This is a genomic window from Scytonema sp. PRP1 (assembly GCF_036697665.2).
In the GTDB taxonomy this organism is placed as follows: Bacteria; Cyanobacteriota; Cyanobacteriia; order Cyanobacteriales; family Nostocaceae; genus Kalymmatonema; species Kalymmatonema gypsitolerans.
In genome coordinates, this window is record NZ_JBAHYJ020000129.1 from 26,655 (window position 1) to 53,044 (window position 26,390).

Here is a 26,390-nt window from a genome sequence, read left to right on the forward strand (position 1 = left end):
TAGGAATTGCCAGTATAAAACCTACAATAATTTATGCTACTTTGTCGGCAGTCGTTCATACAATTAAATAGCTATTTTTGTTTCTTAAATCAGCCGTCCATATTGCTCTTTACTGTTCATTTTGCATCAGTAATATGTGGGCTTTTATTTTTAAAAAAAGTTATACTTTATACTTAAACTCTCACTGAATATTACCGTTTTGGAACGGGTATGAAGTATAAGGGTATAGGGGATATTTTGAATTTGAAATCTTGATTCTTCTTTTCCCTAGGGCAGTCGCACGGGCGGGGGGATGCCTCCGCTAACTCCCTAAACTGCACTTTTTCTAAAAAGAGTATTTATGCTTACATTTGAAACAACTACCCACAAAAGAATCTTCTAGAATGAGAAAGAGCGATTAAGTACATATACTAGGGAGGATAAAATAGCTCATGGCTGGTGGCGAGTCTCAGACCCCTGTTAGTCTGTCAGACAGAGAACTGCAAATTATCGACTTAGTGGCCGCTGGCTTAACTAACCAAGAAATTGCAGCTAAACTGGAAATAAGCAAGCGTACAGTTGATAACCATATCAGCAATATTCTCACCAAGACCGGTACTGACAACCGAGTGGCTCTTGTCCGCTGGGCTTTGCATTGGGGCAAAGTCTGCTTGAATGATGTAAATTGCTGTCCCCTGCCTCTGCCTAACCAGAACGAATAAATGAATTACTAGTATACTGCCAAGCTCATTTTGACTGGTAACTTATTGTTCTCCTCCTCACAACTTACGTATTAAGTGTAAACCTATCAAAATCAAGCACCACAGATTACTGGATTATGTCGTTCTGGATAAAGGTTGTTTTTCCTCAGATGATAAATAATATATTTACTGTGGAAAGTGTTTCAACCGTAGGCACAAGGACACTAGCAGCGCGACAGAAAGCTTGACAGAAAGCGCTTTTTGGGTTTACCCACAAAGCACAGAAGCCACGGTTTCTCAGCTTTCAAGAAGGAAAAACCTCGTTGCCGCTATGTGTCCTTATTAAAATTTTGCCTTTAGTAGACTGAAATAGATCCGATAATCAACAAAATTTAGCAACCATCCACAGGCTGAAACGCTACATTTAAAAGAAATCTCTATTGCTCCATCAGCTTAGGGAGCAGTGTTGCAATGAATACTTCCGCTTTTACTAAAGGTGGCTCGTCTCCTTTGACTTTTTTAATCTTGATTTTACAGCACCTCAGCCCACACAAGATGGGGATTTACTGAGGCATCTATCGTTTATCCCTGGATTAAAAGAAATTTTAATGGTGCGACAGGTTCATGCGCTGGAACACGCTACAGTTTGGGTTCTGAGTGCATCAAAAAACTTCCAAGCTCGCACAAGACCGACGAGCAATTTTCAAATTGACAACGAACTTTTAGGGGGTTTTGTCTAGAACGGGGGATTCTATCTCTATGGAGAGGTAAATATCAGCAATTTGCGGCGTGCGGTAACACTTGCTCGCCATCGCCTTACCAACGGAGAATGGGATTTAGCTGTGCATCCCCGTTGTGGGACAAATGCATCTGTAGGAATGCTGCTCACAGCTGGGCTAGCAGTGGGAATGCATCTGCTGCTACCGCGAGGACCAATTGAGCAATTGATAGGTTTGGGCTTGGCGGCGACAACAGCCGCTGAACTAGCTCCTGACATTGGTGCTTTGGCGCAGCGTTACCTGACAACTTCCATTCCCTTCAATTTAGAAATTGAAAATATTACACGTACACGTGACCTTTGGGGACGACAGGCGTATTTTGTCGAGGTGCAGTGGCGGGAATAGGAGGAGGGAGGGAGAGAGGGAGGGAGGAAAACTTTTCTTCCTCACTCTCTTGATAGCCCCATCTCCCCACTTTCCTGTTTTGGGTTGTAAGATGATGGGCTGGTGTGTTAAATACTCTCTTTTATATGTCTTTAGACCCTGATTTTGCCCCTAAACTGCGTGCTTCGGCTGACCGATTGTTCTCCCTGTTAGACAAATTCACCTCTGCACGGGTGCTAGTCATTGGAGATTTGACTTTAGACGAGTTTCTTACTGGTCAGGTGGAAAGAATTTCTCGCGAAGCACCAGTGTTAATTCTCCGCCATGAAACCACCAAGCAAGTGCCAGGAGGTGGGGCGAATGCGATTTACAACTTTGCTCGATTGGGGGCAAACGTTTTAGCAGTAGGACTTTTGGGCAAAGATGAACAGGGAAGGGCGCTACGTGGTCTCCTGGAAGCTGCACAAATCAATACTGATGGTATTTTTGTTGATCCCAATCGCCCAACAGTGACGAAAACGCGGATTTCTGGTCATTCGCGTCAATCAGTGACTCAGCAAATAGTTCGGGTAGACCGAAAATCGGACGATTTGCCAGACTTAGATTTGCAAGTGCAGTTGTCTCAATATATTAAAGAACAAATTCATTCCATAGATGCTGTAGTATGTTCTGACTACGGCGATGGAACTCTGACTCAGCCTGTAATTTCGGCGGCGCTGTCTGCTTCCCGAACAATTGTGGACGCCCAAAAACATCTGGAACGATATCAGGGGGCAACGTTATTTACGCCAAATTTGCCAGAAGCAGAACTTGCTGTAGGTTATGCAATTACTGATGAGGCAACTGTCACTCAAGCAGGACAAGACTTGCTGGGATTGACACAAGCACAGCATATTTTGATTACGCGTGGGGAGCAAGGGATGAGTTTGTTTGACAGCGAGGGTGGTGAACATCACATCCCAGCTTTTAATCGGACTAAGGTATTTGATGTAACTGGTGCTGGAGACACTGTGGTGGCGGCGTTAACTTTGGGTTTAACTGCTGGGGCGTCGGCATGGGAAGCGGCTATTTTGGGAAATTTAGCGGCTAGTATTGTTGTGCGGCGGTTTGGTACGACAACGACGACACCTGAAGAAATGAGTGTGGCGTTGCAACGGTTGTTGGAGGAAAGTTAATTAACCACACCAGACGCTGAGGACGCACAGGAAGAGCAACTTAACATCCGCCAATACGACCTCGATATGCAGAATCAAGATTAGGTTTGACAATGGGATTCCATCCCTTTATCACTTTTATATAGTAGCGATCAGTTCCGTCGCGGTGAGGAATGGTCTGATTTTCTGTAGGTACGGGAGTTGTATAATCAGCATTCTCTAATGCTGGGTTGTGTTGGCGAAGAATCTGCTCAACGGAAATGTTTTTGAGAGATTCAGAGTCTACCGTGTGGAACTTTGGCTCATTCATACGAAAATTATAAATTGTGATGTGAGGTGCAATAACTAACTACAATTGTCCACTCCACTGTTTCGGAAACGATTCACAACAAGATTCCCGACTTCTTAAAGAAATCGGGAATCTGGCACGATTTTCGCCTATGTAGCTGTTGCTAATGCTATTAATGATATGCCAATAGGGGAAGACACTTTAGACTCAAATTTTAGTACAGATTCTAAGATTTTTGTAGTGATTGACTGGTGTTCTAGTTCGCCAACTGGGTAAGCTTTGCGTAACCATCGACTATAAAGCAAGGCTATAGGAATAAGACTTGAGCCAAAGTAACGGCATTTATTGACATTAAAGTCAAAAGATAATTTGTTGATTAATTCTTGCCGATGATAGCGCCGATAATGACCAAGCATTTCATCGTGATAACCAAACAGCCATTGTAGCGCTGGTACAGAAATACAGATTAATCCATTTGGTTTTAGTAAATACGAAAGCTTTTTTATCGCTGCTTGATCGTCTTCGATATGTTCTAAAACATCGTTAGAGACGATAATATCGTATTTTTCTGGTGCTGTGTAGTCTTCAATTGTGGTGTGATAAAGGTTGAGGTTTTTAATATTATTCTCTATTTTTAACTTTTGTGAAAGGTTGATAGCTTCAACGTCTACATCCAAAGCATCCACTTGCCAAGTTGAAGAAAGCGATAGCAAGATGTTCATTTCTCCAGAACCACATCCTGCATTTAATACTCGCAGATTCGGGGTTTTAGGTAGCCACTGCATGACAATTTTGTATTTAGTTAAAGTATAGCGATCGCTAGAACGCGCTAAATAATCAGCCAGCTTGTAATTTCTATCTTCTGAAGGTTTCATAAAATTCTGAAAAGCAAATAAACTCCCCTTGACTTTTTAGCCATATTAGATATTTTTCCAAACGCTCAAGCATTTCTTTCCCCAAGTACTTGGTAATATAATTTGGCATTTTGAAGCTGGTAATATCAGTAAATTCCCAAGGATGAAAATACAGACTAATGTAACGGTCATTTTCAAGAGTAAGCTGAGAAGCTAATTTGATGAACGACAAGGGAAAATTCTTAAAACTCAACCAAAAGAGGGGAAATCTAATCAGCGGCGTCACTGAGACTGGAATATTAACTAAATTATTTGAGACATAAGCAGTTCTGGGTTTGAAAAAGTTATTGTATTTTCCAGGGATATAAGTAGGATTCATCGACGAGTTATATTCATATCCAGCTTTTGCTATTTCTCTGTCATCCACTTCCTTAAGTCTAGGCATCCTAAAGCCTACCACTTTCTGGTTGGTTATTTCTTCTAAGGTTTGCCGTGACTTCTTTAAATCTTCTAATCTAAAGTCGGAGTGATAGAAACCATGAGAGGCAATTTCATGTTCTTGAGAAATTTCCTGAATGAGTGCTTTGTAATGGTTGGCAAAGTTAGCTGTAACGAAAAACGTGGCTTTGATATTTAATCTTTCCAAAATTGGAATAATTTCTTTTAAGCCTTTGTAAGAAACTTCATATTTGACTGCTTCATCAATTTTCTGCCCGTATTCTTCTGGAATATCAAATTCTTCTATATCAAAACTTAATAAAATCAGGCTATTCATACTTTTTTTCTATAGCATCATTATATATAATTTGCAATAAACTAAAGAGCATTTCTATCGAATGTTTGAATGATTTGACTTTTGATTGTTTATGTAAATGCTTCTTGCAAACGACCACTGGAATTTCGCCAATGGTATATCCTTTCTTTTTTGCTAAATATAGCAACTCTACATCAAAGGCAAATCCGGAAATTATTTGGGTTTTAAACAAGTCTTTTGCCGCATATTTGTTGAAGCCTTTGATTCCAGCTTGCATATCGGTAAATTTCAAATTCAACAGGCTTCTAGATATGATATTAAATATTTGACCCGCTAGTACTCTCAGGGCGCTGGAACCATTGCTTCTTTCTGGAGTGAGGTTTCTACAGCCAATGACAATATCAAATTCTGCTAGCTTGGCTACAACCAAATCAAGGTGATCTAAAGAATAAGCTAAATCTCCATCTAAAAAGCAAATATAGTCGCCATTGGCATACAAGACTCCGGTTTTTACAGCATATCCTTTGCCAAGATGCTTCTTATAAGAGATTAATGAAACCTGGCTATTATTGAATAGTTTGATTTGAGTTTCTAAAAGTTCTCTTGTTTCATCAGTTGAGCCATCGTCAACAAAAATAAAATCATACCAAGGTTTCTTGATAACGAATTTAACAACTGATGCAAAGGTATTAACGATACATTGTGCCTCGTTATAAACGGGCACGATTATGGAAATGGTATTCATTGTCCTCAAGCACTCCTCACCTATGAAGTATCTCCAACTACTAATTACATGATCGTGTATAGATACACTCATGCAACTAGAGGATATACTTATTGCTATTCAGCATAGCAACCTTATTTTGATTCGTTAATAGGTAAGGACAATCAAATTTTGCGAAAAGTGTCGCTAAAGTGACAAAATACTCAGTTTTTTAATGTGCTATGACTTACTGCCAACGAAAAGAATATCACTGTAGGGACGTGGTGAAGGCATAGGCACAACAATTGGATCTAACCCAGCATTACGAAGAGATTGGATCGACTCTTGTGTATCCATAAAAAATATACCAGCACCTTGGGTAGGACCAAGCTTAGTCATAAGCCATTCTTGGGCATAGGTTATGGCATACTTCCAGTGGGGCTGGTGGCTGTGGGTTTTCCAAACTAGCACGCCATTTGGTTCCAAGGCAGAAGCGATGCTTGTCAAGATAGCACGTTGGGTGTCAGGGGGAATGAGGTACATGACATCAGCAATGGTAACGGCGTGGTAGGAACGACTTGGCAAAAAGGTGGCGTCGCCAACTTCAAATTGGATGTTACGTCGGTTACCAATAGTACGTTGTGCAACGGCAATTTTTTTCGCGTCAATATCAATCCCAAGGACTTGTCGCTGTGGACTGGTAATGGCTAGTAAATTACTCAGGACACCGTGACCGCAGCCTATATCAAGAATTATGCCTTCCTTTGGCACGTAATGCTCTAACTGGTATAAGTTACTCAAAAGTAGGCGAATACGTACAAAAAGGCGATCGCTCAGTGGCAGTGGATCGTATAGTTCTAATAAAGTGCGGCGAATATTGTCAATCACAGCGTCGTTAATGCTTAATAAGTTCCATAGACCAACCTGGTGGATTAATTGGAATTGTGACTCTAGTTCCTTTATGTGCTTCAACAAACTGCCTTGAATAGTTTTTGAAGTTTAAGTCAGCAAATGCAGGATAACGCCAGTCTACTATAATACCAGCAACCATAATTACCAAAGCAATTTTAGCAGCTAACCGTAGCTGACGCGGTCGTGTTGCACCCAACAGCCAAGTTAATATTGTTACAAAACCAATCATAGGTATAAACCAGTACCTAATCCCAGTTCCGGGACGCCATAAAACGCTCCACTGCGGCATAGTTTCGCTGACTACTGGAGACAAAAGCGATACACAGAAAACTCCAGCAGCAAAGGTAATGAAAAGTTGAAGTTCTAAGGAAGCTTTCAGTAGGCAGTAAACGAATGCGGCGATTCCAGCAACAGTGACCAGGATTGCTATTATGTTATGTCCAAAAGGAACAGAACTGATCAATTTACTTCCATGTTGTCCAAGCAAAGCACCTAAGAAAACTTGACTAGCAAGGATTTTAGCGAATAGCTCTGGTGTTGCTCCAAGGGTCGTATGAAAACGGTTAGAATGCCCAGTAAGTAAAATAGCTATGCCTTGAACCACAGCACCCGCACTTAAACCTAAGAGTAGGATGAATGACCATCTCCTACGACGCAACCACCAAAATACTGCAGCAATAGGAACTAATAAAAGTGAGAAAGGTCCACTGAATGCTGACAACAGGATGACTCCGATGTCGAAAGCTTGCCATACAAGAAGGCTGCTGGGTGTCGCTAACACGACCATGCAGGCTAGTAGTGCTAAATACCAGTGTACGTTCGTGATGTTGGCATGAATCTCATAAGAGTTGGGTAAAGCCAGATACAGAAGTGCCAAAAATAACCTAGTATCAAGGCTTGGTATCAACTGCGAAAAGCGCATTGAAGCAATCAGATTAACTGGCAGAATCTTAATCACAATTGCAGTCAGGTTAAAGATGAAAGGTGCCCATACCAGTGGGAAAAATTGGACGACAGCACCGACGAGCCTGGAAATAGTTTGGAAGTAGCCACTTTTCGGCAAAACGAGGGAATGGATTATCCCAAGGTTATAAGCATCACCGTACCAATACTTGCCGTCTTCAGCCCAAAATTGTGCATTAAAAAGTGCATCTGGTCTTCGGGTAATCAAAATTGCCAAAGCAGTCATAAAGATGCAAACTTGAAGACGCAAGTTCATATGCAACTTCTTTTGGTATTTGTCACGCATTCAATTTGCATCCATTCAGTGAATAAGTGTCAAGTAACAAAAGTACAGGTGTTCCAAGGCTATGGCAACATTGAAATAAGAAGACACGCTAAGTAGCCAACCTTTATGCTCACACCTGCTGACTTTCTCAAATACGCCCAGTGGTCGGGTATTGCAACATTAGTATTTGCTGCCTTGACAGTTTTGGCTTTTATTTTGAAATGGGGTATTCGCTTTCGGATTGTGGGTTCTACTGGCTTTATGCTAGTGCTGACGGCTGGTCTATTTGCTCTCTCGTTGACGCCCTTGTCTCGCACTGTGATTCCAGATGCAGTAAGATACACTCGGGTTTATGACAACGGATCAACTCAGGCGGTTATTACCATTCCACCACAAATTACCCCATCACAATTAGAAGCTACCTTACGTCAAGCAGCTAGTGATTTGTATTCCTATGGTCGTTTGGGTACACCGGCAGAAAACCAATTGACTATTCGATTGCGTACTGTTGTCCACCCGGAACCAGGAGTTTCCACACCACTTTACCTGGGTCAAGTCAAGCGATCGCTCGCGTCTCGTGAAGATTCTCAAATGGTGATCGAGATTTACCAGGACAAATTCGCCCAATTGCCACAGCAGCCCACCTCACAGAAAAGTTAGAGTGATGAATTACGAGTTAAGAGTTGTGCATCCATAACTCATAACTCTTAATTCCTCACCTGACTTTTACTACTGGACTACTTTACTTAAGGCACACCAAGTGCTTTCTTCCACTACGCCTGTTATCGACAGTTCGCAGCGCCTTTGGAAGCTTGTCAAAGCTGACTCTGTCAGATCTCCAAAATTACCATCAACCCGTCCTATATAATCACAGGTTGTTTTCAGAATGCGCTGCACCTTTTTCACCAACTCTCCGTAGCAGCCTTTACTCAATTGTGGCATATCTACTGGCGCACCTGTGTAAAGCGCACGCCAAGTACGCTCTGCTACAATTCCATCTTCTTCCAAAAAGACTCGCCGTTGATATTTTTTGACACTATGTTCTGTTTGGTATCCAAACTCACCATCGATTGGTCCTGTATAAATACCCCAAGCAAACAAGAGATTTTGCAGTTCTTCTACTGCTTTACCCTTGAAGCCTTGCTGCAGGACTAATTGACTTAACTGTATTTCCAACGTCTGTTCCATTGTGTCGCTGGCATCACTGGTAGATGTCATATTTTCTCCCTAAACAAATTAATGTCTCTTATTTAACAATAGTTTTTTTACTACTGATGCCGCATCACACTTAGGGATATTCTGAGAGGTTCAAAAACTATCTTCATATTAACAAAGTCATATTTTTTTTGTGTTAACAAATACAATATTTCTTAATGTTTTGTTAAGATATAAATCTGGTGATTACGCTCACTAGGGTAAAGAGAATAGTCAAAATTTATTGGACTGTGGACTATGGACTAATTACCCGTTACCTCTTCCCTAATCGGGGAAAGTTCTCCAAAATATCTGGAAGTGCTACTGTTAATTTGTTAATTAGTTATATGCCTAATCAATCGACTGAAACTTTGTCTACTCAAACCTCTAGTCCGTTACTGGGTCTTTCCGTAGCTCCAGCAAAGGTCATCCGTGGCTCACAAATATTAACACAGGCAACTGATGCGATCGCCCGCTTGGGAAGTCGTCCCCTGATTGTAGCAGGTGAACGTACTCTTGCTGTCACCCAGGAAAGTCTACAACCACTTCTAAAACACCAACGGTTGCATATTGCCCAAGCCTTTTATGCTCCTGATTGTAGTGAAGCCAGCTTGAAAGCTTTACACAAGGCAGCGAAAGAACATAAAGCCAATGTGATTATCGGTATTGGTGGTGGTAAAGCACTCGATACGGCGAAATTAATCGCTCATCAGTTGGAGTTACCAGTCGTCACAATTCCCACGTCAGCGGCGACATGTGCGGCTTGGACTGCGCTGTCGAATGTGTATTCTGATGAAGGGGCATTTCTCTATGATGTCGCATTGGCAAGTTGTCCTGATTTACTGATACTCGATTACGACTTGATAAAAACTGCCCCGCAACGTACGCTTGTAGCAGGAATTGGGGATGCGATCGCCAAGTGGTATGAAGCCTCTGTCAGCAGCGGACACTCGGAACAAACCTTAATCATTGCCGCCGTGCAACAAGCCAGAGTTTTGCGAGATATCCTCTTCCAAAAATCTGCCACTGCTGTTAAAGAACCAGGTAGCGAAGCTTGGCAACAAGTTGTCGATGCAACGGTTCTCCTTGCTGGAGTCATTGGGGGACTAGGAGGCGCACAATGCCGTACCGTAGCGGCTCATGCCGTACACAATGGTTTAACTCACCTTTCTAAAAGTGGCAGCATTCATGGCGAAAAAGTTGCTTATGGGATCTTAGTGCAACTGCGTTTAGAAGAGATGGTACAGGGCAATCAGCTCGCAGCAGCAGCACGGCAACAATTATTAAAGTTTTATGCAGAGATAGGATTACCCCAAAAATTGGGCGATTTAGGATTAGGGAACATCACCTTAAACGAATTGCAAAAAGCTGCTGAAATTGCTTTATCTCCTCATTCTGACATCCACCGACTCCCATTCAAAGTTGCAGTAGAACAATTGATGGCGGCGATGGTTTCCACCACTGCGCCAGTAGAAGGACGCACTCATATGGGTTTGACGTCTGTTGTGAATGAGGCTGAGTGATTGTTGAACGACACCCGACACAGAGAAACGACGAGTTGTGAATACTGGATAATTCATAATTCTGCGTTTCTCATCTATAATTTATAATTCATAATTTTTTCGATGACATTAGATTGGATTGCCCCAGCTGAACGCATACAGCAATTACCACCGTACGTATTTGCTCGTCTTGATGAACTCAAGGCTAAAGCACGAGAGCAAGGGTTGGATTTGATTGATTTGGGCATGGGAAACCCGGACGGCGCAACACCGCAACCAGTCATAGAAGCGGCGATCAAAGCTTTGCAAGATCCGGCAAATCATGGCTATCCTCCTTTTGAGGGGACAGCGAGTTTCCGCCGCGCCATCACAAACTGGTATCGTCGTCGTTATGGAGTCGATTTAGATCCAGATAGCGAAGCTTTGCCTCTTCTTGGTTCTAAAGAAGGATTGGCGCATCTTGCCATAGCCTACATTAATCCTGGTGACTTAATTCTAGTCCCTTCTCCGGCATACCCTGCTCATTTTCGTGGTCCAGTCATTGCTGGGGGAAAAGTTCACAGCTTAATTCTCAAACCAGAGAATGACTGGCTTATTGATTTGGGGGCAATTCCTGAGGATGTTGCCCAAAGCGCAAAGATTCTCTATTTTAATTATCCCAGTAATCCGACAGCTGCAACTGCACCGCGTGAATTTTTTGAAGAAATTGTCGCCTTTGCCCGCAAATATGAGATTTTACTCGTGCATGACTTATGTTATGCGGAGTTAGCTTTTGATGGCTATCAACCCACGAGTTTATTAGAAATTCCGGGTGCCAAAGACATTGGGGTTGAGTTTCATACGCTTTCCAAAACTTATAATATGGCAGGTTGGCGCGTCGGTTTTGTGGTTGGGAATCGTCATATTATACAAGGTTTGCGGACGCTGAAAACAAACTTGGATTATGGCATTTTTGCGGCATTGCAAACGGCAGCAGAAACCGCATTGCAACTGCCGGATAGTTATTTACATGAGGTACAAGAACGCTACCGTACCCGCCGCGATTTTGTGGTTCAAGGTTTATCACAGTTGGGTTGGAATTTGAGTAAAACCAAAGCGACAATGTATCTGTGGGTTCCTTGTCCGGTTGGCGTCAGTTCCACAGATTTTGCTCTTAAGGTGTTGCAGCAAACTGGTGTTGTTGTTACGCCAGGTAATGCTTTTGGCGTTGCGGGTGAAGGGTATGTGCGAATAAGCTTGATTGCGGAGTGCGATCGCCTAGGTGAAGCTTTGCACCGTTTTAAGCAAGCTAATATTCGCTTTCAATAATAAATGTATACATTTTTTGGGCGGTTTCCCACAGAATACACAGGTAGAGGTTTTTTATCTGTGTGTATCTGTGTCCATTAGTGGTTTTCTAAAAGTACACAATGTGCCAAGGTTTACTGAAACGAAAGTATCAGAACATTAAGTCATTCAATAGCGTTGTCTCGCAAGATATCCTTGTTATTAGGGCATCTTAGTCCAGAGTAAGATGGCAACTAGAAGTTTCTAAAGCTAAAATTACCCATTAAGCCAATTGTTTTGGAAACATCTGAGCTATTGTGATTAATCAACACTCTGATAACCTTTTCAACCCTCAATTGAAAAAAACATTACTTGAGGGTTACAAATTTGGCTGGTTTGATTGGTTTTGTCTGTGGTATCCTCCTGGTTGGCTGATTATATTCAACCGCCACTGGCAGCATTATCATCAAGATCCAGATGGTTGGAATTGGTTGGAATACGGGTTATTTTTAATTCCCGGCGGATTTTACATAGCACTTTTCATTCGCTGGTTACGGCTTGGCTGTCGTTCACCTCGTAGTGAAATAGGTGAATTTGACCCAAATTATCAAAAAGCCTTTCGAGATGAAGTTATTGCTCCAATTATTAAATATTATTTTCGGGGAGAGTTGCATAAAATTGAAAATTTGCCACAAACAGGACCAATGATTGTAGCAATGAATCATGCAGGAATGTGTTTTCCCTGGGACTTTTTAACGTTAGGTTATCTATTAAGTAAAACACGAGGATGGTTGGTGCAACCCTTGGCTGGGGTATCTTTGTTTGACCATCCTTGGATCATTTGGTGGTTACCACCCGGATGGTCAAAGGTTATGGGTGGTGTGAGAGCAGAGTTCAATGATTTTGAGGCTGCAATACAAGAGCGCAAAATTCTCTTATATGCACCAGAAGGTTTACGCGGACCAAAGAAAGGTTGGGCAAAACGCTATCAGTTAGAAACATTTGATTTGAGTTTTCTTCAATTAAGCCAACGTTATCAAGTTCCCATTTTGCCTGTTATTTGCATTGGTAATGAAAACTTACATCCTTGGACTTTAAATATTAAAAAATTGCAGAAGCTATTAAATCTACCATTTTTGCCAATATCACCTTTAATACCATTATTTATTCTCTTTCCATCAATGGGAGTTTGGGCGATGAGAAGTCGCTTGCGTTACTTTATTCAACCTTTGCATACAGCCGAGTTAAAGGAAAGTAAGACAGAAAGAGCAGAGGCTTATAAAAAAGCACAACAATTACGAGAAAAGCTCCAATATGAAATAAATCAGTTGTGAAGTATTAAAGTTACAAGTGGAAAGTTTTGAGTTGGCTGTGGGGACACAAAGCATTGCTTATCTGTGTCAACTATCACGTTCCAAGTTTTATTCCACGTTGGTTTACCCCACCCCTTACCCCTCCCCGCTTGCGGTGAGTCCAGCGCTGCAGGCGGGTTTCCCGCCGTAGGCGACTGGCGAACCCGAAGGGGGAGGGGAGGTTTTGGCGCAAGACAAAACCGGGGGTGGGGTAGAGCGAGAATTGTGAGCAAGTATTGTGAGCAAGTATTTATGCAGAAACACCAAAGCGGTATCCTTTACCGTAGACAGTATGAATTAATTGTGTTTCCCCTGCTTGTTCAATCTTGCGCCGCAGCAGACGAATTAATGCAGCAATGACATTGCTGCTAGGTGGTTCGTCATCTTTCCAGAGATATTGGAGAATTTGTGCGTGAGTAAGCAATTGTCCAGTGTTTTCCATAAAATATTGCAAAAGCTGGCTTTCTTTGTCTGATAAGTCAATGATCCTGCCTTGACGATAAGCGACTTGGTTTTCACTATCAAGTTCTAAGTCCGCTACCGTAAGCCTTGGAGTTGTTGTACTGGAGCTTGGTGAACCGGAACGACGCAATAAAGCGCGAACTCGTGCGAGTAACTCCCGCAACTCAAAAGGTTTCACCAAATAGTCGTCTGCACCTGCATCCAAACCTTGTACTCGATCATCGAGAGTATCTTTAGCGGTGAGAAACAAGACGGGTGTGGTTTTACCCTGGCGTCGTAATTCTTGACAAATTTCCAACCCCGTTTTGCCAGGCAGCATCCAATCTAAAATCAGTAAGTCATAACTGCCAGTTTGTGCAAGTTGGCTACCACTTGTCCCATCATAAGCCGCATCAACGCTGTATCCCTCACGAGTTAACAAGCGACTCAAAGGGTCTGTTAATTCAACTTCATCATCAACAACCAAAATTCGCATGGTTAGCCATTAGTTAGCCATCTGTACTTAGCTATCAGATATTATTATTTTGCTGATTGCTCAACGCTGACTGCTACTTATGCTAACTGTTGCATTGCCGAAAGGGGAACTTCTCAAAAATAGCATCCGCATCTTACAAGATGTGGGATTGGATTTTAGTGCTTTTTTAGACTCAAGTAACCGCCAACTTCAGATTTCCGACTCTAGTGGCAAAGCCAAAGGGCTGCTAGTGCGCGCACAGGATGTGCCGGTTTATGTAGAATATGGTCAGGCACAGCTCGGTATCGTCGGATATGATGTCTTGCGGGAGAAAAAGCCGCAAGTCGCCCACTTGGTTGATTTACAGTTTGGACATTGCCGAATGTCGGTCGCGGTAAAGCAATCAAGCCCTTACCGTTCGGCACTAGAATTACCAGCTCATGGTCGAGTCGCTTCTAAGTATGTCAATAGTGCGCGAGAATATTTCCACAGTCTGGATTTACCTGTAGAAATTGTACCGCTGTATGGTTCTGTAGAACTAGGTCCGATTACGGGAATGTCAGAGGCGATTGTGGATTTGGTTTCCACAGGGCGAACCTTACGCGAGAATGGTTTGGTTGAGATTGAAACTTTGTTTGAAAGTACGGCAAGATTGATTGCCCATCCTTTGAGTTATCGCTTAAACACGGGTAATTTGCTTGGATGCGTCGAGCAGCTGCGCTCAACAGTTCTGTCTACAGTTTAAATCTACGTAATAATTATGTCCAATTGGAATGCACAGGATGACCACAAAAATTCTTCTCTACGAACGCAATAAAATCTGACAATCTCAGCAAAAATACTACAAATCAATGTCAGAAAAAACTATAGATTTTGACGCCAACCCGCCAGTTGCTACCAACGAGTACGACAACATGGCTCAGATGGCTTTACCCGGTTATGAGGCAATGCATACAATGGCTTTGTCTTGTTTGAAAGCGCACTTAAGCGAAACATCTAATTTGTTGATTGTGGGTGCTGGTACTGGGAGGGAGTTAGTCAAGTTTGGTAAGGGCAATTCACAGTGGCAGATGCTAGGTGTTGACCCATCTGCTAATATGCTATCCATTGCCCAAGAGAAAATACAGCAGCACAGCTTAGCTGAGCGAGTTAAGCTATTTCAAGGATATACGCACGATTTGCCTGTGACTCCCCTGTATCATGCAGCAACTTGCATTTTAGTTATGCATTTTCTCCCAGATGATGGCAGCAAACTGGCATTACTTGAAAGTATTGCTCAGCGTTTGAAACCATCAGCTGCTTTTATCTTGGTAGATGTGTTTGGTGAAAAAGGCACTCGTGAATTAGAGCAGATGATTTTCATTTTGAAAGTCTTTTGGGAAGAAATGGGCATGAAGCCAGAAAGGATGGCTCAATTGCTAGAAACATTCAACAAAGGTGTTTACCCCATTCCAGAGGCGAGAGAGTTAGAATTATTACAGCAAGCAGGCTTTGGAAATATCATCAGATTTTATACAGGGTTTTGGGTTGGCGGTTGGGTAGCAACTAAAAATTGAAATTGTTTTCCTGTCTAAGTTTGTATAGCTTCAGGCTTCTAGTCTGTTGGCATTTGTCGCAAAATGTACACAGAATCTTCCGCCTGCCACTCTTGCCGTGAGATGGCGTAGTAAACGACTTTTCTGTTGTAGAGGAAGGCGTTTTTTTCATATTTCATCCCCAGCTTGAGCATGACTCGCACAGAAGCAAAATTTGTTGGTGCAGCTAACGCCATAATCTGTGCCTTTAGTTCCTCGAAGCCATACCTTAAACTAACTTTCGCGGCTTCTGTGGCAATTCCTTTTCCCCAGTAGCCGCGAGCAAGAGTATACACTAGTTCGTATTCAAGACTTGAATCCCATCAATTCCGGTCAAAGCTTTCTAGGTTTCTACTAAGCATTGTTGCAAAATTCAAACTTCTTTGAGATTGTTGTAGATGGCATCTACCAAAAGTAGTATAAAATATAAGAAGTATCAACATAGACTCATCATAAGCCACCTTTTTTACTAAGAAAAAGAGCAAAGCATTAAGTAACTTTAAAAAGCTTTAATAAATATTTATGTTAGCGATAATGACTCATGACGAAGCGGCGAGGCTTGAAGCCCTCCGGCAATATCAAATTCTTGACACTGAACCTGAAGAAGCCTACAACAATATTGCCCAGTTAGCTGCCTACATTTGTGGGACTCCCATAGTCTTAGTCAATTTTATCGATGAAAACCGTCAATGGTTTAAGGCAAAAATAGGTTTGGATGTCGCAGAAATGCCCCGTAACGTGGGATTGTCTTACCTTTGCCAGGAACGACAAGATGTAGTGGTGATTTCTGATACTTGGGTTGATGAACGCTTCGCCAAGAATTCAGTCGTTGTGTCATATCCATATGTGCGGTTTTATGCAGGTGTACCCCTAATTACCCCGAACGGAGATATGGTGGGGACTCTTTGCGCGATTGACCAAGTGCCACGCCAACTGAGCGACAAACAAGTGGAAGCGCTTGTGGCGCTAGCCCGCCAGGTGATTAGCGAACTCGAGCTTCGGCGTAATTTAGCTGAGGTATCGCGTGTTGCCGAGGACCTCAAGCGTACTGAGGCGAAACTGGCGCACAGCGAAAATCTTCTCCGTACAATCATTGAGTCAGAACCAGAGTGTGTAAAATTGCTTGCTAAAGATGGCACATTGCTGGAGATGAATCCCGCTGGACTGGCGATGATTGAAGCTGATTCCCTCAATCAAGTCCAAGGACAATCCCTTTATCCCCTAGTCGCTGCTGAGTATCGCCCAGCTTTTAAGGCACTGACTCAAAGGGTTTTCCAAGGCGAATCGGGGGTGCTGGAGTTTGAAATTGTTGGACTTAAGGGCACTCGTCGCTGGTTGGAAACCCACGCTGTTCCCCTGCGTGATTCTGATAGAGAAATTATTGCCTTGCTAGCAGTGACGCGCGACATCACTGAACGCAAGCGAACTGAAGCATCTTTGCGCGAGAGCGAACAACGATTGAAGCTGGCATTGCACGCTGCTAAACTCGGTTCTTGGGAGTTAGATTTGAAAACGGGCGAGTTATCTTCCTCCAACGAGTGCAAAGCAAACTTTGGTCTACCCCCTCAAGCAGACTTTTCCTACACTGCGCTGTATGAACACATTCATCCAGGCGATCGCGCCTACGTTCAGGAGTCTGTGCAACAAGCTTTAGAGCAACGCAAAGATTATGAAGCAGAGTACCGCACTATCTGGTCTGATGATAGCGTTCATTGGGTACTGGCACGAGGTACTGGAATTTACGATGCTGATGGTAGCCCAACTCGTATGATTGGTGTCATGCTTGACATCACTGATCGTAAGCAAGCAGAAGAGGAATCAAATCGTCAAAACAAACGTTCTCAACTGTTTACCGAAATTACCCTCAAAATTCGTCAATCTTTACAACTTGAGACAATTCTGCAAACTGCAGTCACCGAAGTCCAAAAACTACTGCACGCTGATCGAGTTCTCATCTTTAGGCGGTGGGGAGATGGTTCGGGAACTGTGGTGCAAGAGGCAGTGCTGCCAGGTTTTCCTGTAGTCTTGGGAAAAGATCTCCTCGACCCTTGCTTTGAAAGAGATTATCAAGAACCTTATCGTCAAGGAAGAGTTAGTGCGATCGCCAATCTGGAAACAGCAAACATTCAACTTTGCCACAAAGAATTTCTTGCGCAGTTTGGTGTCAAAGCTAATTTGGTAGTACCGATTCTGCAAAGGGACAACTTATGGGGTTTGCTGATTGCTCATCAATGTGAACATCCCCGAAATTGGAACACCCCAGAAATTGAGTTGTTGCAACAGTTGGCAAACCAAATAGGCATCGCCCTATCTCAAGCGCAACTTTTAGAACAAGAAACCCGCCAACGTCAGGAACTGGCTCGTTCCAATGCGGAATTAGAACAATTTGCCTACGTTGCTTCTCATGACTTGCAAGAACCATTGCGAATGGTGGGGAGTTACTTACAGCTTTTGGAGCGACGATACAAAGACAAGCTTGATGATCGGGCGAATGAGTTTATCGACTACGCTGTAGACGGAGCACGCCGGATGCAGACACTCATCAATGACTTGTTGAGCTATTCGCGTGTCAGCACGCGTGCTCAGCCCTTTAAACGAGTTGATTGTAATGCTGTGCTCAACAACGCTCTCGCCAATCTCAAATTTGCTATTGAAGAAAGCGGCGCAGTCGTCACCCGCGATACTTTGCCGGAAGTGATGGCGGATGCAACGCAACTGTCGCAGTTGTTTCAGAACCTGATTGCTAATGCTATCAAATTCAAGAGCGAACAACCGCCCCAAATCCATATTGAGGTTGAAGCCACAGGGCAAGAATGGCGATTTGCAGTGCGCGATAATGGTATTGGCATCGAACCTCAATATGGCGATCGCATTTTTATAATTTTTCAGCGATTGCATACCAGAGATAAGTACCCGGGTACTGGCATCGGCTTGGCAATATGTAAGAAAATTGTGGAACGTCACGGTGGAAATATCTGGATTGAGTCGCAACCGCAACATGGTGCAACTTTCTTCTTTACAATTCCTGATCGAGCGGCAAACCAATTGTGAACTTTGAAGTGATTATGCCTATTGAGGTTTTGCTAGTAGAAGACAACCCTGGCGATGTGGAGTTAACCCGCATAGCCCTAGAAGATAGCAAAATCTCCGTGAACCTGAATGTAGCGGTTGATGGCGTAGAGGCTATGGCATTCTTGCATAAACAGGCAAATTATGCTGGAATGCCTACCCCCGATATTATCCTGCTTGATTTCAATCTGCCTAGAAAAGACGGGCGAGAGGTGCTGGCAGAAATTAAAGCAGATAAAGTCCTCAAGCGCATTCCTGTGGTTGTTTTAACAACATCTGGAGCTGAGGAAGATATCCTCAGAGCTTACAGCCTCTGTGCCAACTGCTATATCACTAAACCTGTTGACTTCGATCAATTTGTCAAAATTGTACATTCTATAGAGAACTTTTGGTTCACTGTTGTCAAGCTACCACAGGAGTGATGAGGGAGTGGGGGGAGTTCTGGAGTGGGAGTGAGCGAAGAAAACCACTAACCACTATCAAATGTACAGACGCGCCATAGCGCGTCTCTAACCACTAACAAATAACAAATAAGTAAAATAATGAAAATTTTATTAGTGGAAGATAATCCGGGTGATGTTCGGCTGTTGCAGGAGTTTTTATGGGATGTCACCTCTGTGAAGCTTCACTTGAAGCAGGCGCAGGAATTAGAAGAGGCGCTGCGCTTTTTGGAGCAAGAAAGGTTTGATGTCATTTTGCTAGACCTTTTACTTCCGGATAGCGAGGGACTAGAAACGTTTATCAAAGTCCATCATCAGGCTCCTACTATTCCCATTATCGTGTTAACAGGTTTTGATGATGATACCTTGGCGACTAGGGCAATGCAAGAAGGCGCTCAAGATTATTTGGTCAAGGGGCAGGTGAATGGTGACTTACTGGTGCGCTCAATGCGTTATGCTATTGAGCGTCAGCGAACGGAGCAAGCTCTGCGACAGAGTGAGGAGCGATTTCGGGTTGCTCTGAAGAACTCTCCTATCTTTGTCTTTAATCAAGATAAGGAGTTACGCTACACCTGGATCTATAATCCAGGTTTTGGGGTGACGGCACAAGAGATATTAGGCAAGCGAGACAGCGATTTTATTTGTGCTGAAGATGCAGAGCGTTTAACCACTATTAAGCGTCGTGTACTCACCACGGGTATAGGAACGAGAGAGGAAGTTTCTATTACAACGGCTCTTGGAATGCGGTATTACGATTTAACTGTAGAGCCATTGCAGAATGAGTCGCAAGAAGTCGTAGGCATCACCTGCGCTAGCATCGATATTAGTGAGCGCAAACTTGCTGAAGAGAAAATCCGCCAACAAGCGGCTTTACTTGATGTTACTACTGATGCGATTATTGTCCGAGATTTAGAAAATCGCATCTTATTCTGGAACAAAAGTGCAGAGAATTTGTACGGTTGGCAGGCTCAAGAGGTATTTGGCAAAAATGCCAACGAGGTTTTGTACAAGGAAATACCACCAGAAGTAGAAGCAGCTCTTTCAACCGTTATCAGCAAAGGTCAGTGGCAGGGTGAGGTATGTAAAGTTACTAAAAGTCGTAAGGAAATTCTCGTACAAAGCCGTTGGACATTAGTCTGTGATGAACGAGGAAAGCCCTTATCCATTCTCAGCGTTGACACAGATATCACCCAGAAAAAACTCTTGGAATCACAATTGTTCCGCGCCCAACGCTTGGAAAGTATTGGTACCTTAGCTAGTGGTATCGCCCACGATCTAAATAACATCCTGACGCCGATTTTAGCAGTGGCTCAATTGTTACCCCTGAAATTTCCTGACGTCTACGAGCAAGATAACCACCTGCTGGAAATACTAGAAAACAGCGCCAAACGTGGAGCAGACTTAGTTAAGCAGGTTTTGTCATTTGCGCGAGGCGTGGAAGGGAAGCGCATGGCTTTACAACTCAAACACCTGATCCGGGAAGTGGTGAAGATTCTTAAAGAGACGTTCCCTAAATCCGTTGAGGTGTTTATTGACATAGTGCCAGATTTGTGGTTAGTTTCTGGAGATGGTACACAACTTCATCAGGTGCTGATGAACCTTTGTGTCAACGCCCGCGATGCTATGCCGAATGGCGGGACTTTAAGCATCTGTGCGGAAAATCTGTTTATTGATGAAAACTATGCGCGGATGCACTTAGAAGCCAAAACGGGACCGTATACTGTGACGACTGTTTCGGATACTGGAGTTGGGATTCCTCGTGAAGTTTTAGACAGAATTTTCGAGCCATTTTTCACAACTAAAGAACAAGGTAAAGGCACAGGGCTAGGTCTTTCCACTGTTATTGGCATTGTCAAAAGTCACGGTGGTTTTGTCAACGTTTATAGTGAGGTGGGATCTGGCACGAGTTTTAAGATTTACTTACCAGCAGTGCAGGAAATGGAAGCACAGCCAGTACAAGAGGTGGAGATTCTGGCGGGACAAGGAGAATTGATTCTGGTTGTGGATGATGAACCCTCGATTCAAGAAATTACCAAAGCTTCTTTAGAAACATACAATTATAAAATTCTCACTGCTCATGATGGCATTGAGGCGATCGCCTTATACGCCCAACATAAGCACGAAATTAGTGCTGTGTTGATTGATATGATGCTACCTGCCTTAGATGGTTTAACTGCGATGCGTACTTTGCAAAAAATTAACCCACAAGTCAAAATTATTGCTTCTAGCGGGCTGATGTCTAGCAGTAAGCTGGCAGCAGTTATGGGCAGTGGTGCCAAAACATTTTTGTCGAAGCCTTACACACTCAAGGAATTATTGCACACTTTACAGATGGTTCTTAGTGAAAACTAGGGTGGGCAATAGTTGCCCTACTATTGACATTCCCTTGACTGAAGCTGAAGGGAGTGTCAAATTTAAGCCAATACGGGTTAGATAAAGTATTTTCTTTGTGTACAACTTCTGTACAGACGCGCTGTTTGAAGCGTTTCTACAGATGCATCCATATTTTAACCTAATTATCGCTCAAACTTGCAATTCAAGTCTTACCCTTTACTTAGAAGATTCATGAAGAAATTGGATGAATTCTGAGAAATTATTTTGATTTGTGAAATCAGCACGTAACTTGTCAGACAGTAGCAAGGGTATGCCGTTACTGTTATTTGAGCCGTCGAGACTGAGAGGAATAACTCTCCTAGATGTATCTCCGCTAAATTCCCTGTAGAGAATAGCGCCATATTCCGCCCGACACCAACCGGAGGTTATTAATTTTTCACTTAGGCATACCACAACATATTTGCTTTTTTGTAATCCTTCCTCAATTTTGGCTACTATACCATCGCCAAATTTGATTTGTTCGTGGTCAACCCAATATGAAATATTAGCGTTTTTAAAAGCTTCAATCACTTTTAACACTGTTTTCTTGTCAGCACTAGAATGCGAAAGAAATACAGAAATGGGATGTGTTGGCTGCTCGCTCTCCTTGTCTTCCTCTGGTAAAATTGGCTTCATTTTAATCTCCTCGACCTGGATTTTTTGTACTGTAACAGATGAACCATAGAAGCGAACTACACCACAGTTGCCAGGAAATGGAAGTTCTGGCACAAGGTAGGTTAGAGTGTGTGTCTCAGTCTCCGTAACTACTTCCCCAATCATCTCACCAGAAAAGAACTGTAGAGAAATATGAAACTGGCGATTGGGAATTGAAATGGGATGCTTTAAACCAACTAATGATTGGATCTTGCCATATTTTAATGCTACAAGGCGAACACTGTATAAATCGGGAGAATTGTCGTCAGTTACAACGTGAAATGCAACGAATGAATACATTTTATTTGCACGACAAATAACTCCTGCACCATTAATTGGTCGATTTCCTGCAATGCGAATGTAAGCCGACACTCGTCCATTCAAAAATGAACCAGCATCTGCATTGATTGCATAGGCAGTTTTGTAAACTCCCTCTCCATTACCAAAACCGCTTAAGACTTTACCAATTGGAGACCATGCTTTCTTAGGAAAAATTTGCCAGTTGCTCATTGATCCTCTCGCTGATGTCCAAAAACTCTTCTTGCATATCTGGAAAACTATTCATCAGACTATCTACAAGATCCAAAGCTTCCTCAAGCACTTTCCTAGCAACCCAATCATCACTGTCTCCCCGCTCAGCCCATCCTTTTTTTCTCATTTCCCTACCCTTGGACAGTTTACGGTACACCGCGATGAGCCTGCTTGCTTGTTCTGCTTGCCCCAATCCCTGAGCAAGGTCAGTCAACTGAATAACAACGGCAAGTGCCTCATTTTCTTCAATTTCCATACGAAGTTGGGAAAGTTCGCGTTCATGTCGCTGACGTTCCATTTCAGCTTTTTCCCTCTCCTGCTCTGTCATTGTCTCCCAAGAAATCGCTGTAGCTCCTGCAAGTTTAGACTCTAACTCCTTCATCAGGTTGGACTGGCTTTGCAGCATTTGAAGCATTGTGGTCACATTTCCAGTACCCATTTCCTCAGCCATCTCTTCATCAAAGGTGGCTGCTAAGTACTTTGTTACAACCATTGCTACACGAGAATCTTCAGGGCTTTGAACATATTCTTCCATGGAGCCAAGACTTAAATTGGTTTCGGTTTTCTGCACCAGGTCTGTACCATTCAGTAAAGTTGCGCTGATGATTAACTCTTTGCCGTCAACTTTAGACGGATCTACCCGCAGTCTTAATGCAAAACAGAACTGATCGTTTGCCTTAATTGGTCGAATAAGATAGCGATCAGAGGTTTTGTGAAGGTTGTTGAGCTCTCGTATTATTATGACACCAGGGAGAAGATTTAACTCTATCCTAGGACGTTCTAAAAATACTGAAAGTGCCCCATCAAATTCCTCTTTGATAATATCTTCTATCCGAGCTTCACCGATAAACCTGAACCGACCTCCAGATTCATGTGCCAGAGCAGCAAGAATATCCTCTTGGAAATCCGTTCCTATACCAATTGTTGATGTAGTAATTCCCATCTCATTTCTCGCTCGGCTTGACTCAGCACCAAGAGTACTTGGCTTTTGTTCTCCTGCGTTAGCTTGCCCGTCCGATAATAATATAAGTCGGTTAATATGCTTATCAGTGGTATAAGTTTGCAATTCCAAAAGACCGAGATACCAACCTTTGGACAGATTAGTAGCTCCCCCTGCCTCAAGAGCCATTATGCGCTCCTTAATTAAATTTGAAGGGGTTTGAGGGTTTACAACAGATATCACTTCATCATCAAATGCAAGCACAGTTAATCGATCACTCGAGTTGAGACTCTCGTATATGTCTACGCAGCTTTTCTTTGCTTGCTCTAGCTTTTCACCTGCCATACTCCCACTGCGATCAATCACAATACAGAGATTGATCGCATAGTTGGTTGACTGCGGCCCAATAGTCTTGGTTGTGAGAAGATCGATTGCTATGTCAATGTCAGAGATTTGGTCATTACGGACAACGGGGCGCTCAGCGATGACCTGAAGACTTAGCTGATCGGTTGACATTGTTTCCTCCAGTTTTGGGTTTCCTGACTCTGTTAATAAATGTAAATTGAAGCTGGTAGAAATTTCTTCTGACGTAGATCTGCCAGCTTCTGAATAGACTTTGTTCCTAGTGGTTTACCAAACAAAGTTTGCTTTCTTTGGTAGTAAGCGAGAAGATCGCTTTTTCAGGACTAAAGTCCTGACTACAAACTAGGCAAAGTTGATTTGGCGGACTACTAGTGTGTAAGACTCACTCTATAACTGGCAGTACCCAAAAGGGTTCTTCTAAGACTTCACAATCTTCATAGATGATTCCGGAGGTTCGCCTTCACTAATTGCAATAAGTTACAAAGCAGTTTATACCTACTGAAGTTTAGACTAAAGGCAAGCGATCGCCCTCTAGCATGGTGTCAAAGTAGGAATGGAAACACTACATTAAGGAGATGTGCTTTTTGTGTTGTAAAAATTAATATAATGCTCTTATTATGAGCACTTCCAAACCCCAAAAAAAAATTCACACAGGTTACCGTCGGCGTGAGAATGACTGGCGGTTATTTTTGCGTCTCGTACCTTATGCCCGTCGTCATGGGCGATCGCTCTTCGTTAGTATTTTGCTGCTGGTACCAATAGCAGTTGCTAACGCTGTACAACCACTGCTGATTGGACAAGTAATCTCCCTGATTCGCAATGAACCAAGCACCTATGAGTTTCTCAAAAACCGTCCGTTGTTACAAGGGCTAAATATCATTGAAGCCTTGTTACTGATCACAGTCAGCGTACGATTGATATTTACAGGTTTTCAGGGTTATTTGGTACAAAAGCTAGGTCAGCAAATCACTGCGGAAATTCGCCAAGACTTGTTTCATCATGTCACATCTCTGGCGGTGCGCTTTTTTGACAAAACACCCGTAGGTAAATTAATCACCAGGCTTACCAGTGATGTGGAAGTGTTGGGAGATGTCTTTTCCACTGGGGCGATCGGCATTGTCTCAGATTTGTTTTCCATGCTGGTGATTCTTGGTTTTATGTTTTCTATGCAGTGGCAACTTGCTTTTTTGCTGCTGATGGTTTTGTTGCCAGTAGCGTGTATTATAGTATACTTGCAAAAAGAATACCGCAAAGCTAATTATAAGGTCAGGGAAGAACTTTCTGTACTGAATTCTCAGCTACAAGAAAATATTATTGGCATAAATGTTGTGCAATTGTTCCGGCGGGAAAAATTCAATGCACAGTTGTTTCGCAATAATAATCAACGTTACGTCCACGAGGTAGATAATACTATCTTTTATGATTCAGCGGTTTCAGCAACCCTGGAATGGATTGCCTTGATTGCCGTTGCAGGTGTTTTGTGGGTGGGCGGTTCTTTACTACTGGGCAAAAACTTGACTTTCGGCATCTTATCTGCATTTATATTATATGCCCAGCGCTTATTTGACCCCTTACGCGAGTTTGCGGAAAAATTCACTGTCATTCAATCTGGTTTCACCGCTATAGAACGCGTGAATGAAATTTTAGATGAACCGATAGAAATACGCGATCGCGGTAATCCCAGATTCTCAATTTTGGATTCTCGCTTGGGTTATATAGACGGAATAAGTCATAATCCTGAGTTCCCAACGGAAAATTCACAAGCTGAACTCGGAGAAATCCGCTTTGAACACGTCTGGTTTGCTTACAAAGACGATGATTATGTTATTAAGGATTTAGACTTGACCATTCATCCTGGTGAGAAAGTCGCATTAGTAGGTCCCACAGGTGCGGGTAAAAGTTCCATCATCCGTCTTTTGTGTCGCCTTTACGAACCAAATCAAGGACGTATTTTGGTGGATGGGATAGATATCCGGGAAATACCCCAAGCAGAACTGCGGCGTTACATGGCTGTGATTTTGCAAGAAGGTTTTTTGTTTGCTGGTGATGTCAAAAGCAACATTACGTTAGGGGACAGCTACAGTTTTGAGGAAATCCAACAAGCAGCAGCCAAAACCAACATCACTCAGTTTATTGAACAACTGCCCCAAGGTTATGATACCCAACTCCGAGAACGGGGTACAAATCTTTCTAGCGGTCAAAAGCAACTTTTAGCATTTGCGCGTGCTGCAATTCGCAACCCAGAAATTTTGATTCTGGATGAGGCAACTGCTAGTCTGGATGTTGGGACAGAAGCTTTAATTCAGGAAGCTTTAAATAAACTTTTAGTGGGACGTACCGCCATCATTATTGCTCACCGCCTGTCTACAATTCGCAATGTGGATCGGATTTTTGTACTCAAGCGCGGAGAGTTAATAGAACAGGGAAGTCATGAAGAGTTGCTGCAAACAGGAGGAATGTACGCCACTTTGCACAATTTACAGATGTTAGGAAGTTGAACAATTTTGGATGTTAGATTTTAAATTTTCATTTAACTGTA

The 26,390-nt window shown here is 42.8% G+C and carries 23 protein-coding genes and 1 pseudogene; 13 read left to right on the forward strand and 11 right to left on the reverse strand.

The features are described from left to right. The first annotated feature begins 431 nt into the window (after window positions 1-431). The 3 genes and pseudogenes from V5G28_RS33700 (at window position 432) to rfaE1 (ending at window position 2,958) form a co-directional block, all read left to right on the forward strand. Window positions 432-701, forward strand: coding sequence for a helix-turn-helix domain-containing protein (locus V5G28_RS33700; RefSeq protein WP_073627546.1), 270 nt, complete (start codon window positions 432-434; stop codon window positions 699-701). Window positions 702-1,151: 450 nt separating this feature from the next. Then, window positions 1,152-1,804: pseudogene (locus V5G28_RS33705) on the forward strand (DUF6391 domain-containing protein). Window positions 1,805-1,929: 125 nt separating this feature from the next. Further along, a complete protein-coding gene (gene rfaE1 / locus V5G28_RS33710) occupies window positions 1,930-2,958 on the forward strand; it encodes a D-glycero-beta-D-manno-heptose-7-phosphate kinase (RefSeq protein WP_332986887.1) in 1,029 nt (342 codons plus the stop codon). A 40-nt stretch (window positions 2,959-2,998) separates the two neighbouring features. Here rfaE1 and V5G28_RS33715 read toward each other — a convergent pair whose 3' ends face one another. The 6 genes from V5G28_RS33715 to V5G28_RS33740 all read right to left on the reverse strand — a co-directional run bounded on the left by V5G28_RS33715 (window position 2,999) and on the right by V5G28_RS33740 (window position 7,668). After that, the gene (locus V5G28_RS33715; RefSeq protein WP_332986888.1) at window positions 2,999-3,247 is read right to left on the reverse strand and encodes a hypothetical protein; all 249 of its coding nucleotides are present in this window, start codon (window positions 3,245-3,247) and stop codon (window positions 2,999-3,001) included. Between the two features lie 128 nt (window positions 3,248-3,375). After that, a complete protein-coding gene (locus V5G28_RS33720; RefSeq protein ID WP_332986889.1) occupies window positions 3,376-4,101 on the reverse strand; it encodes a class I SAM-dependent methyltransferase in 726 nt (241 codons plus the stop codon). Then, window positions 4,082-4,855, reverse strand: a complete 774-nt coding sequence (locus V5G28_RS33725; protein ID WP_332986890.1) for a polysaccharide deacetylase family protein — start codon at window positions 4,853-4,855, stop codon at window positions 4,082-4,084. Before V5G28_RS33725 ends, V5G28_RS33720 begins: the two co-directional genes overlap by 20 nt. Next, window positions 4,848-5,579: a glycosyltransferase gene (locus V5G28_RS33730; RefSeq protein WP_332986891.1), complete on the reverse strand. Its 732-nt coding sequence runs from the start codon at window positions 5,577-5,579 to the stop codon at window positions 4,848-4,850. Before V5G28_RS33730 ends, V5G28_RS33725 begins: the two co-directional genes overlap by 8 nt. Window positions 5,580-5,777: 198 nt before the next feature. Continuing rightward, a complete protein-coding gene (locus tag V5G28_RS33735; RefSeq protein WP_332986892.1) occupies window positions 5,778-6,425 on the reverse strand; it encodes a class I SAM-dependent methyltransferase in 648 nt (215 codons plus the stop codon). 7 nt (window positions 6,426-6,432) lie between these two features. Then, window positions 6,433-7,668, reverse strand: a complete 1,236-nt coding sequence (locus V5G28_RS33740; protein WP_332986894.1) for a hypothetical protein — start codon at window positions 7,666-7,668, stop codon at window positions 6,433-6,435. Between the two features lie 135 nt (window positions 7,669-7,803). On the opposite strand from V5G28_RS33740, the gene V5G28_RS33745 reads away from it, so the two are divergent. After that, on the forward strand, window positions 7,804-8,337 hold the full coding sequence (locus tag V5G28_RS33745) for a Ycf51 family protein (protein ID WP_332986895.1): 534 nt from the start codon (window positions 7,804-7,806) through the stop codon (window positions 8,335-8,337). Window positions 8,338-8,406: 69 nt separating this feature from the next. On the opposite strand, the gene V5G28_RS33750 is transcribed toward V5G28_RS33745, so the two are convergent. Next, entirely contained in the window at window positions 8,407-8,895 is a 489-nt protein-coding gene (locus V5G28_RS33750; protein ID WP_332986896.1) for a peptidoglycan-binding domain-containing protein, read from the reverse strand. A 323-nt stretch (window positions 8,896-9,218) separates the two neighbouring features. Here V5G28_RS33750 and V5G28_RS33755 point away from each other — a divergent pair, with 323 nt between their 5' ends. From V5G28_RS33755 to V5G28_RS33765, 3 genes are all read left to right on the forward strand, one after another. Further along, entirely contained in the window at window positions 9,219-10,394 is a 1,176-nt protein-coding gene (locus V5G28_RS33755; RefSeq protein ID WP_332986897.1) for an iron-containing alcohol dehydrogenase family protein, read from the forward strand. Window positions 10,395-10,496: 102 nt separating this feature from the next. Beyond that, a complete protein-coding gene (locus tag V5G28_RS33760; RefSeq protein ID WP_332986898.1) occupies window positions 10,497-11,681 on the forward strand; it encodes an aspartate aminotransferase in 1,185 nt (394 codons plus the stop codon). A gap of 275 nt (window positions 11,682-11,956) precedes the next feature. After that, window positions 11,957-12,973, forward strand: a complete 1,017-nt coding sequence (locus tag V5G28_RS33765) for a 1-acyl-sn-glycerol-3-phosphate acyltransferase (RefSeq protein ID WP_332986899.1) — start codon at window positions 11,957-11,959, stop codon at window positions 12,971-12,973. 268 nt (window positions 12,974-13,241) lie between these two features. On the opposite strand, the gene rppA is transcribed toward V5G28_RS33765, so the two are convergent. Continuing rightward, complete coding sequence (gene rppA / locus V5G28_RS33770; RefSeq protein ID WP_332986900.1) at window positions 13,242-13,928, reverse strand: two-component system response regulator RppA; 687 nt, start codon at window positions 13,926-13,928, stop codon at window positions 13,242-13,244. Window positions 13,929-14,007: 79 nt separating this feature from the next. On the opposite strand from rppA, the gene hisG reads away from it, so the two are divergent. Together hisG and V5G28_RS33780 are read left to right on the forward strand one after the other, a co-directional pair. Then, complete coding sequence (hisG, locus tag V5G28_RS33775) at window positions 14,008-14,652, forward strand: ATP phosphoribosyltransferase (protein ID WP_096569933.1); 645 nt, start codon at window positions 14,008-14,010, stop codon at window positions 14,650-14,652. A 106-nt stretch (window positions 14,653-14,758) separates the two neighbouring features. Then, the gene (locus V5G28_RS33780; RefSeq protein WP_096569931.1) at window positions 14,759-15,463 is read left to right on the forward strand and encodes a class I SAM-dependent methyltransferase; all 705 of its coding nucleotides are present in this window, start codon (window positions 14,759-14,761) and stop codon (window positions 15,461-15,463) included. A 38-nt stretch (window positions 15,464-15,501) separates the two neighbouring features. Here the strand turns inward: V5G28_RS33780 and V5G28_RS33785 are convergent, their stop codons facing one another. Beyond that, complete coding sequence (locus V5G28_RS33785; RefSeq protein ID WP_332986902.1) at window positions 15,502-15,777, reverse strand: GNAT family N-acetyltransferase; 276 nt, start codon at window positions 15,775-15,777, stop codon at window positions 15,502-15,504. 226 nt (window positions 15,778-16,003) lie between these two features. Here V5G28_RS33785 and V5G28_RS33790 point away from each other — a divergent pair, with 226 nt between their 5' ends. The 3 genes from V5G28_RS33790 to V5G28_RS33800 all read left to right on the forward strand — a co-directional run bounded on the left by V5G28_RS33790 (window position 16,004) and on the right by V5G28_RS33800 (window position 21,342). Then, a complete protein-coding gene (locus tag V5G28_RS33790; RefSeq protein WP_332986903.1) occupies window positions 16,004-18,532 on the forward strand; it encodes a GAF domain-containing protein in 2,529 nt (842 codons plus the stop codon). A gap of 14 nt (window positions 18,533-18,546) precedes the next feature. Next, window positions 18,547-18,972, forward strand: coding sequence for a response regulator (locus V5G28_RS33795; RefSeq protein ID WP_096571561.1), 426 nt, complete (start codon window positions 18,547-18,549; stop codon window positions 18,970-18,972). Between the two features lie 120 nt (window positions 18,973-19,092). Beyond that, on the forward strand, window positions 19,093-21,342 hold the full coding sequence (locus V5G28_RS33800) for a hybrid sensor histidine kinase/response regulator (RefSeq protein WP_332986904.1): 2,250 nt from the start codon (window positions 19,093-19,095) through the stop codon (window positions 21,340-21,342). A 198-nt stretch (window positions 21,343-21,540) separates the two neighbouring features. On the opposite strand, the gene V5G28_RS33805 is transcribed toward V5G28_RS33800, so the two are convergent. Both V5G28_RS33805 and V5G28_RS33810 read right to left on the reverse strand, forming a co-directional pair. After that, on the reverse strand, window positions 21,541-22,527 hold the full coding sequence (locus V5G28_RS33805) for a toll/interleukin-1 receptor domain-containing protein (RefSeq protein ID WP_332986906.1): 987 nt from the start codon (window positions 22,525-22,527) through the stop codon (window positions 21,541-21,543). After that, entirely contained in the window at window positions 22,502-24,004 is a 1,503-nt protein-coding gene (locus tag V5G28_RS33810) for a vWA domain-containing protein (protein ID WP_332986908.1), read from the reverse strand. Before V5G28_RS33810 ends, V5G28_RS33805 begins: the two co-directional genes overlap by 26 nt. Before the next feature lie 464 nt (window positions 24,005-24,468). Here V5G28_RS33810 and V5G28_RS33815 point away from each other — a divergent pair, with 464 nt between their 5' ends. Beyond that, window positions 24,469-26,349 carry an ABC transporter ATP-binding protein gene (locus V5G28_RS33815; protein WP_332986909.1) on the forward strand — a complete coding sequence of 627 codons (1,881 nt, stop codon included), beginning with the start codon at window positions 24,469-24,471 and terminating at the stop codon, window positions 26,347-26,349. Window positions 26,350-26,390 lie beyond the last annotated feature (41 nt).